Source organism: Enterococcus sp. JM9B, from assembly GCF_009933265.1.
GTDB lineage: Bacteria > Bacillota > Bacilli > Lactobacillales > Enterococcaceae > Enterococcus_C > Enterococcus_C songbeiensis.
Window position 1 is genome coordinate 76,969 of sequence record NZ_MAEK01000038.1, and the last position, 8,896, is coordinate 85,864.

The 8,896-nt window shown below is 41.1% G+C and carries 9 protein-coding genes; 2 read left to right on the top strand and 7 right to left on the bottom strand.

The window, feature by feature from the left end; genetic code table 11:
* Nucleotides 1–2: 2 nt before the first annotated feature.
* Nucleotides 3–566: an NUDIX hydrolase gene (locus BAU16_RS12510; RefSeq protein ID WP_048603814.1), complete on the bottom strand. Its 564-nt coding sequence runs from the start codon at nucleotides 564–566 to the stop codon at nucleotides 3–5.
* A 210-nt stretch (nucleotides 567–776) separates the two neighbouring features.
* Here BAU16_RS12510 and BAU16_RS12515 point away from each other — a divergent pair, with 210 nt between their 5' ends.
* Together BAU16_RS12515 and BAU16_RS12520 are read left to right on the top strand one after the other, a co-directional pair.
* Nucleotides 777–1,433, top strand: a complete 657-nt coding sequence (locus BAU16_RS12515; protein ID WP_048603813.1) for a 5-bromo-4-chloroindolyl phosphate hydrolysis family protein — start codon at nucleotides 777–779, stop codon at nucleotides 1,431–1,433.
* An 88-nt stretch (nucleotides 1,434–1,521) separates the two neighbouring features.
* Nucleotides 1,522–2,718: a toxic anion resistance protein gene (locus BAU16_RS12520; RefSeq protein ID WP_048603812.1), complete on the top strand. Its 1,197-nt coding sequence runs from the start codon at nucleotides 1,522–1,524 to the stop codon at nucleotides 2,716–2,718.
* Nucleotides 2,719–2,768: 50 nt separating this feature from the next.
* Here BAU16_RS12520 and BAU16_RS12525 read toward each other — a convergent pair whose 3' ends face one another.
* The 6 genes from BAU16_RS12525 to BAU16_RS12550 form a co-directional block, all read right to left on the bottom strand.
* Complete coding sequence (locus BAU16_RS12525) at nucleotides 2,769–4,142, bottom strand: amino acid permease (protein WP_048603811.1); 1,374 nt, start codon at nucleotides 4,140–4,142, stop codon at nucleotides 2,769–2,771.
* 31 nt (nucleotides 4,143–4,173) lie between these two features.
* A complete protein-coding gene (locus BAU16_RS12530) occupies nucleotides 4,174–5,040 on the bottom strand; it encodes a GRP family sugar transporter (protein WP_048603810.1) in 867 nt (288 codons plus the stop codon).
* Nucleotides 5,041–5,129: 89 nt separating this feature from the next.
* Entirely contained in the window at nucleotides 5,130–6,155 is a 1,026-nt protein-coding gene (gene sapS / locus BAU16_RS12535) for a two-component system sensor histidine kinase SapS (protein WP_137605885.1), read from the bottom strand.
* A 9-nt stretch (nucleotides 6,156–6,164) separates the two neighbouring features.
* Complete coding sequence (sapR, locus tag BAU16_RS12540; protein ID WP_048603808.1) at nucleotides 6,165–6,839, bottom strand: two-component system response regulator SapR; 675 nt, start codon at nucleotides 6,837–6,839, stop codon at nucleotides 6,165–6,167.
* Between the two features lie 128 nt (nucleotides 6,840–6,967).
* Nucleotides 6,968–7,174: a hypothetical protein gene (locus BAU16_RS12545; protein ID WP_048603807.1), complete on the bottom strand. Its 207-nt coding sequence runs from the start codon at nucleotides 7,172–7,174 to the stop codon at nucleotides 6,968–6,970.
* Nucleotides 7,175–7,230: 56 nt separating this feature from the next.
* Nucleotides 7,231–8,733 carry a phosphomannomutase/phosphoglucomutase gene (locus BAU16_RS12550; RefSeq protein ID WP_137605886.1) on the bottom strand — a complete coding sequence of 501 codons (1,503 nt, stop codon included), beginning with the start codon at nucleotides 8,731–8,733 and terminating at the stop codon, nucleotides 7,231–7,233.
* Nucleotides 8,734–8,896 lie beyond the last annotated feature (163 nt).

The following is an 8,896-nucleotide window of genomic DNA, read 5'->3' on the forward strand; positions in this document are numbered from 1 at the left end:
TTTTATTTCCCCCTTAATTGTTCAAGTTCCCAGTATTGAACAGCAAAAAGTGTTTTGGCATCACAAATTTGTTCCTCGGCAATCGCCTGCTTGGCTTCATCCAAAGTCAAAAAGTATAATTCCAGCACTTCATCTTCATCTTGCGGTAAAGGATTCGCAATCTTTGTTAAACCTTGTGCGTGATAAAGATGCAGCAGCTCATCGGCAAATCCCGGTGATACATACATCGCCGCCACAGGTACCATTTTTTCCGCACGATAGCCGGTCTCTTCTTCCAATTCCCGTCTTCCAGTCTCTTCAGGATGAGCGCCTTCTCCCGGATCAATTTTCCCAGCTGGAATTTCCAGAATCACCCGTTCCAACGGTTTACGGAATTGTTTGACAAAAAGCATTTTCTCATCAATGATGGCAATAATTCCTACGCCGCCGGGATGAAAAACCAATTCCCGCTTTGCTGTCTCGCCATTGGGAAGTTGCACCTCGTCCACCGCAACATCGATAATTTTTCCGTTAAAAATTTCTGTTCGCTTGATCGTTTTTTCTTCAAAATCTTCAAAGGAAAGCATTCTTTTCCCTACTTTCTATTGTTTCGTTTGCTTGTAGTATACCTAATTTTTCCGTTCATTGCGTTACATTTTACCATAAAGGTTATGATTTTCCTAAATTGAAAAAATCAATCCCTAGTCTGATTTTTTTCTTTCAGCTTACATGCTAAAATGAGAATGTAAAGTTGATAAGAGAGAAACTACTCAACTATTGTTTAGGAGGGTTAGAGAATGAGAAAAAGAATACTTAGTGTATTCGCTGTAATCGGTATCGTGATCGGTATTCGTTTTATCTTTCGTGCCACAGATGGCGGGATCGGCTTTTTCCCAGGTATTTTGATCATCGCCGGAATTTTATTGATTCTTTTCGGTTTAAGAGGAAAACATAAAGTGGTGAAAAAAGAAGAATTGCCTGTGCTTTCTAAAGAAAAGGAAGCTCATTACCTTAAAAATGGCATGAGCGAAAGCGAGATCGCTTTTTTCCGGGAAACAATGAATCAATCCAAACAGCAGATCGAACAGTTGCAAGTCAACCTCAACAACAATGCCAAGTTAAAGGCAATCGATCTGCGGCATGACACATTGCGGGCGGCAAAGGCGCTTTTCAAAGAATTAGTAAAGGAACCACAAAAACTGCATTCAGCCAGTCACTTCCTTTACACGCATTTGCCAAACATGGTGGATCTTACCAATAAATTTATCGAGATTAACGGCCATGAAATCAAAAGCAAAGAAACCTACGACAAAATCGAGGAAAGTTCCCAGATTATCGATCAGATGGCAGCCTTGATTAGTCAAGACTACCAACAGTTTGTCGCTGATGACTTAGATGACATCGATGTCGAGCTTTCGATTGCCAAACAAAGCCTAAAACGAGATAATAGTTAAAAGCAAAAAATCTAGCAAACCGCTAGATTTTTTTCGAATGAAAAATAAAAAAACTAAAAAAATTCCAATACTCTTAGGAGGAGAAGTAATGACTGAACAATTACCACAGACAAAAGATGTCGATACAACCCTAGATGATTTACTGAACAATCCCTTTTCCACTCCAATCGGTACCTTGACAGAAACCCAGCAGACTGAAATCAACGCCTTAAAAGAGCAGCAAAAAGCCAATCGTCTGATTGATAAATTGCCGCCAGAACGACAAGCACAGGCACAAGAATTAGCCACAAAGATTGATGCAACAGATCAACAAGCTGTGATTACTTACGGCGCTGTTGCTCAAGAAAAGCTCAGCTCCTTTTCACAGTCTATGCTAAACCACGTTCAGGCCTCTGATATTGGTCCTGTGGGGGATTCATTGACTGAGTTGATGTATCGACTACAAGAAGCCAATCCGGACGAATTGCGTGCAGGAGAAGGCAATATTTTCCAACGGGTGTTTGGCAAGGTCAAGCAATCCATTTATGAAATCACAGCAAAATACCAAAAAATCGGTGCCCAAATTGATAAAATCGCCGTAAAATTAGAAAAAGAAAAAGACGGCCTCTTAAAAGATAATCTGATGTTGGAACAGCTTTACCATAAAAACAAAGATTATTTCGACGCTTTGAATATTTATATTGCCGCCGGTGAATTGAAACTGGAAGAACTGCAAACCAAAATTATTCCTGAAGCGATGCAAAAGGCCCGAGAATCCGGAGATCAAATGGATGCGCAAATCGCCAACGATTATACGCAGTTTCTTGATCGTTTAGATAAACGGACCCATGATTTGCGGCTGGCTCGTCAAGTAACAATCCAGCAAGCACCGCAAATCCGTCTAATCCAAAATACCAATCAGGCTTTAGCAGAAAAAATTCAGGCATCCATCAATACAGCCATTCCTTTGTGGAAAAACCAAGTAGTCATCGCCTTGACCTTGCTTCGTCAAAAAGATGCCGTGACGGCTCAACGACAAGTTTCAGAAACGACAAATGACTTATTGAAGAAAAATTCTGAAATGTTGAAGGTTTCTGCCATTGAAACGGCCAAAGAAAACGAACGGGGATTGGTCGACATTGAAACCTTACAAAAAACGCAAAATGACCTTGTAGAAACCATTCAAGAAACCCTGCGTATCCAAAAAGAAGGAAAAGAAAAACGCCGGGCAGCTGAAATTGAGCTTGGCAATATGGAAGAAGATTTAAAACAAAAATTACTCGACATGACTTCAAACCACAATTAACCGCAAAAAAAGGATCGGTTTCTCTTTCAATAGAGAAACCGATCCTTTTTTTATTTATTCAACGAACTATTTTTATAACCATACAAGAAATAAATCAGCAGGCCGATCACAGTGGTAATACCGAAGATCAACCAAGTCGTGCTATTCAATCGAGACATCAGAAAAAGACACGTCAGAATCGACAAGATTGGCAACAGCGGAACCAGCGGCATTTTGAATTCTCCCGGTTTGGGTTGTCCCATCATTTTCCGCAATTTTAAAATCCCCAACGAAACCATAATCAAATAGGCCAAGGCAACGATGTTCGTCAATTCAGCTAAAATTTGCAAAGGAAATGCTGCGGCAAAAAATAATGCGACCACTCCAGCAGCCATCGTCGCATTTTTCGGCGTCCGATGTTTTGGATCAATTTTTTGCATGAATTTTGGCAGCAAGCCATCTTTACTGATGGCATAAAGCAATCGTGCCAGTGAATACATCATGGAAATCGTCACTGTCAACAAGGTCAAGATGGCTCCCACTGAAATCACCGAACCAACAAAGCCATGATCCACATAGCGCATCGCAAATGCAACCGGGTCTTTGATTCCCAATTCAGTATAAGGAACGATTCCTGTCAAAATCAGCGTTACAACGATGTATAACAACGTGGCAATCGCAATCGAACCGATAATACCTTTTGGTACATCTTTTTGCGGGTCTTTTACTTCTTCAGCCGCCATCGCCACCGCATCAAAACCCAAAAAGGCAAAAAATACTAAGGCTGCACCGTCAAATACCCCGGAAAAACCAAATGGCATAAAGGGCTGCCAATTTTCCGGCTGAACAAAGAACACACCAAACCCGACGAATAACGCAATAATACCAAATTTGACATAAACCATCAGATTATTTAAACGCAGAGCTTTTTTCGCTTCTTGACTGACCCAAAAAGTCACAAAAACAATAACCAGTGCCGCAATTAAATCGATATAAGTGCCATTTTCAGCGTTGTAGCCTGCAGTCAAGGCTTGCGGCAATTCGACTCCAAAGCTGGCGAGAAAGCCCTGCACATAGCCGGACCAACCGGATGCTACCGAGGAAACTGCCAGCAAAAATTCACACATTAAAAACCAGCCGGTCATCCACGCTGCGAACTCCCCAAATACCACGTAAATATACGCATAGGGTCCACCTAAGACCGGGACTCGTGAAGCAAATTCAGCAAAACTCAGACCAGATAAGCCAACAACGATTGCTGCTAACACAAACGAAAGCGTCAATGCGGGGCCAGCCATATCTGACGAAGCAACACCTGTTACGACAAAAATTCCGGTACCGATGATCGCACCGATTCCCAACATGATCAAATCCTTGATTTTAAGGTTCCGTTTCATGTGGCTCTGCTGTTCGATTTTGATTTCCTTTTTTCTGAAAAGATCCATAGCACCCTCCAATTAAGTAAGGCGAACTTTTTTAAGACGCCTTCATGTATCCTAAAAGAATACCACCAAAAATAACAAAAAGGCAACCTAAAACTACATAAATCATTTCTTTTTTGGTCTTTCGTTCTCCCAGCAAGAAAATCCCGCCTAAAGTAGAGATAATAATTCCCATTTGAGATAAGGAGAAGCCGACAGCCAATCCAACAACTTGGACCGTCATCAGCATGCATACGTTTCCGATTCCCCACAGCAAGCCAGAAGTCGTATTACGCCAAACAAATTTATCATATTGGATTTTACGAAGCGTGAATAACACAGCCCCCAATAACATTCCGATACTTTGCGGTAAAATGATCGCAATTGGATCAATCTTCGCCCAAGTAATCAAAATCGTGTACAATCCGAAACCAATTGTTGAAATAACTAAAACACGAAATCCTTTCCCAAAATCCAGCATCTTATTACTGCTTTGAATTTGACTATTGGGGTCACGGCGAGAAGTCAGGTACGCCCCAATCACTAAGAAAGCCAGCGCGATCACTCCAAGAATATAATCCCGAGTTTGTGTCCATTCTCTAAAGAATACCGCTCCAGCGATTGTGTTCAGCATCAATTGCATACCGGTGGACAATGGTAGTCCTACCGAAACACCCATATACTGCATCGCATGAAACTGTCCGTTTTGTCCGACACACCAGAATAGACCGGATAAAATACCAATAAAAAAGATCCAAAGTGATACTGTCGGTTGATTGATTGCAAAAATGACTAACGCAAAAACAAAGGCACCGATGGTCATTCCCAACGTTTGCTGGTTAGCATTGCCCCCCATTTTTCCACTGACCAAACCGATACTTCCCCATGCAAACATAGGGATCAAAGCGATAATTAGTTCCATAATATTCTCCTTTTTTAAAAGATACCCCGCTAGTGTATCAGCGAAAACGTTTGCTAGACAAGAAAAAAATCATGCCGCCGCATGATTTTTTATTTTTGCTCCTGAAAAAAGGATAACACCGGAAAAAACAAGTTCATGGTCGTGCCTTGCCCAACCGTAGAAGTGGCTGTTAATTCCACACCCAATTGTTCCGCCAAATTTTTTGCCAAATACAGACCCAACCCTGTTGAATGAGTCTCGCTATATCGTCCATTGCTGCCAGTAAAGCCTTTATCAAAAATCCGCCGCAAATCTTCCTCAGGGATGCCAATACCATTGTCCTTCATCTGCAACGTGATGCCCTGCTGTTCCTTTTTCAACAAAATAAGCACTTTCCCATTTGTTGGTGTGTATTTCAACGCATTGGTCAAAAGTTGGCGAAAAATAAAGCCGATCCACTTTGCATCTGTCAAAACGGTCTGATCTTCCCCTTCCACAGAAAAATGGATATTTTTTTGAATAAAGTAATTTGCCTGACTGCGGATGATTGGCTGAATAATTTCCTTTAACGATGATTCCTGAATCAGATAATCCTTGGAAAAACTGTCTAATCGGGCATAGTACAAGACTTGTTCCACATATTCATCGATTTTTGCCAATTCATTTTCCAATTGCATGTATTTGTCATCAGGGATATCAAATTCAATCGACCGCAACAAAAGTTGAGATGCTGCCAAAGGTACCTTGATTTCATGGACCCAGGAATCAATGTAATCCTTTTGTTCCTGCTGATTGACAACGACCTGCTGCATCGCTTCTTGATGCTCCCGAATCAGTTGGTTGATGTAACGCTGTTGCACTTTTTCTTCTTCGGTGCGGGCACCCGTCAAATAATTTTGCATGGTGCTTTCTCCATCTGCACTTTGCATTTTTTTCCACCAGCGTTTCTTATACAAATAATCCCCCGCCAAAAAAGAAGCCAAAACCAAGGCTTCCAACAACGCCAGATAAAGGAGCGTACCCCAATCCACTTGCAAATTAGGTGCCAACCATAAAACAAAAGCAGTCAATAAAACGAAGACCACCCAGCCGACAAATAGCAGCCAGCGATCTTTTAGATAGTTTTTTATATGCATAAGTCACCTCTACGGAACAATATAGCCTTGCCCAACCTTTGTTTCAATATATCCAGCAACTCCAGCTTGTTCGATTTTCCGCCGCAAGCGATTGATATTCACCGTCAGGGTATTATCATCCACAAAGCGCTCGTCATCCCATAAAGCCCGCAATAATTTTTCTCGGGAAAGAATCTTGCCGTGATTTTTCATCAGGATATACAACAAACGGTATTCATTTTTACTCAAATCGATCACTTCTTCATTGACAGTCACACTGCTGTTGTCGACATTCAGCGTCAACTCCTTATGAATCAGCGTTTCACTGCTGTTTTGAGCATAATTGTAGGATCGGCGCAATAACGCATTGATTTTGGCAATCAACACATCAATCTCAAAGGGTTTAGTAACAAAATCATCTGCCCCCATGTTCATCGCCATAATCATATCCATGTTGGTATTGCGGCTGGAAATAAAAATAATCGGTACTTTTGACACTTCACGGATCTTTTGACACCAGTAATAGCCATCAAAAATCGGTAAATTAATGTCTAACAAGATCAGCTGTGGCTCTTCCGCTTCAAAATCTGTAAAGACTTTTTCAAAATCTGTCGTTCCAAAGGTTTCAAACTGCCATTTTCCCAATTCTTCCATAATAAGCTGACGAATAACGCTCTCGTCTTCCACGATCATGATTTTTGCCATTTTTTCGACTCTCCTTGCCATTTGTTTAAGGGTAACAAATTTTTTTGAAGAACACCAATCTCTGCTTGCTTTTTTATAAAAAGTTCAAAAAAAGCGCCTACAATCCTGCAGACGCTTGTACTAAGATTTTATTCTATCACCAAGATGCCTTCTTCAAAAATCTTTCCCAAGAATAAAAAGACACCATCTGCCAGCAGTAAGCTCATATTTACCCCAAAGTAAATCGATAACCGCTCCAGCCAATCCCGCTTTGGACGATACTTCAAATAGAGAAAGACCAAAAAATTTACCCCATACGTAAAAATCGTCAAACCAATAATCACATCAACAATCATCTAACCACCTGTTTCTACACTTGTTATTCTTATCATGCACCTTAATGCAAACGATGTCAATTTAATTTTGAAAGCAGTTTCTCCTGATCTACTTCTGGAAATTGTTCCAGAAATTCCTGCAATTTTCGCAAGATAAGCGACAGCTTTCCTGCAACATCATTTTCCACTTGCAGTACCAATAAAGGCTCATGCAAACTCATTCGTAAAAGAAACCAGCCATTGCCAAAAGGTTCCCCGAAACGAATCCGAATCCCTTCTTCATTTTCTGAATCGATATGCCAGCCAGATTGCTTCCAACTTCCTAATTGTTCGATAACTTTTTCTCCCAATTGATGATAATCTACGGCTTTTAATGGAAAACGAACCTCCACGGTTTCAGCTGGCTGCTGCAATTCTTGAATCAAAGTGTCCAGTGTTTGTCCTTGATTTTTTAAATCAGGAAGCAGCATCAATAGTTTAGCAATCACGTAAGCACCGTCATCTAAAAAATAGTTTTCTTTAAATGCTGCGTGTCCACTAGTTTCAATTGCTAATTGGGAGTCGATTCCCTGTTCATTCAATTGAATCGCTTTATTGATTACGTTACGGTAACCGGAAATATAGCGCACTTGCTTGCCACCTGCGTTTTCGATAAACCTTCGTAAATGATCGGAAGTGGGGGAATTAGTGACGATACTGGTTCCCGGATGCTCTTTTAAAATAATTTTGCTTAACACTGCAATCAAATTGTTGCGGTTTAGCGCCTGCCCGCTGGCGGTCACTACCGCCGCACGATCCACATCCGTATCAAAAATAATTCCTAAATCTGCTTGATTTGCTAAAACAGCCTCCTTGATGCTGGCCATTGCCTCAGCATTATCCGGATTGGGAATATGATTCGGAAACATTCCATCTGGCGTTAGAAACTGTGAGCCCGTTGTATCCGCTCCTAATTCTTGTAAAATCTTCACAAAAAAACCGCCAGCACCATTTCCGGCATCTACCACAATTTTCCAGCCAAGCAATGGTTGTTTCTCCCCAATGCTCCGCCGAATTTTTTCAAGCAGATCTGCCGAATATTTTGGCAGTAACTGTGCTTGTTTGACGATTCCCACCTGTCCGTTTTCGTTGACCTGCGGATGAGTCAAAATCACTTGAATGTCTTCTTTTTCTGCGCCTCCCGATCTTGTAAATAGCTTTGCGCCATTATAATAAAAAGGCAAATGGCTGGCTGTCAGCATGATTGCAGCATCACAGTCAAATTCAGGGTAGCGGGTACTCATAAACATCGCCGGCGTAGTCGCCAGCTGAAAATCAATGACTTGGATTCCCTGCAAAACCAATTGCTGCACCAAAGCTGCCTTCAAATCATCCCCACTGATTCGACTGTCTTGTCCGATACCAAGCATCAGCTTTCCAGCTAGGTATTTTTCTTCATCGTTTTTTCGCAGCCAATAAACGATTCCATTGGCAATTTGAGTCATTGCCTCAGGTGTCAAAGTTGCTGGAAATTCTTCCGTGGCAATGGCAACGCCGCGAATATCCGATCCATTTCTCAAAACTGTCAATGCTTCTTCCATTTTATCGCCCCAATTCTCATTTGTTGTAATCGCTTTATATGAAGTATAACAAACTACTTCCCAAAAAGCAGTCCTTTTTAAGTATTTTTTACTTAAAAGAGCTGAAAAAAAATCCCTCATACAAGAGGGACTTCGATTATTTAGGTTCTATAATATTTAGTGT

Coding starts and splice junctions, on each gene's coding strand:
- BAU16_RS12510 (WP_048603814.1), bottom strand. CDS start 566: ATGCTTTCCTTTGAAGATTTTGAAGAAAAAACGATCAAGCGAACAGAA.
- BAU16_RS12545 (WP_048603807.1), bottom strand. CDS start 7,174: ATGATTGTTGATGTGATTATTGGTTTGACGATTTTTACGTATGGGGTA.
- BAU16_RS12525 (WP_048603811.1), bottom strand. CDS start 4,142: ATGGATCTTTTCAGAAAAAAGGAAATCAAAATCGAACAGCAGAGCCAC.
- sapS (WP_137605885.1), bottom strand. CDS start 6,155: ATGCATATAAAAAACTATCTAAAAGATCGCTGGCTGCTATTTGTCGGC.
- BAU16_RS12515 (WP_048603813.1), top strand. CDS start 777: ATGAGAAAAAGAATACTTAGTGTATTCGCTGTAATCGGTATCGTGATC.
- sapR (WP_048603808.1), bottom strand. CDS start 6,839: ATGGCAAAAATCATGATCGTGGAAGACGAGAGCGTTATTCGTCAGCTT.
- BAU16_RS12530 (WP_048603810.1), bottom strand. CDS start 5,040: ATGGAACTAATTATCGCTTTGATCCCTATGTTTGCATGGGGAAGTATC.
- BAU16_RS12550 (WP_137605886.1), bottom strand. CDS start 8,733: ATGGAAGAAGCATTGACAGTTTTGAGAAATGGATCGGATATTCGCGGC.
- BAU16_RS12520 (WP_048603812.1), top strand. CDS start 1,522: ATGACTGAACAATTACCACAGACAAAAGATGTCGATACAACCCTAGAT.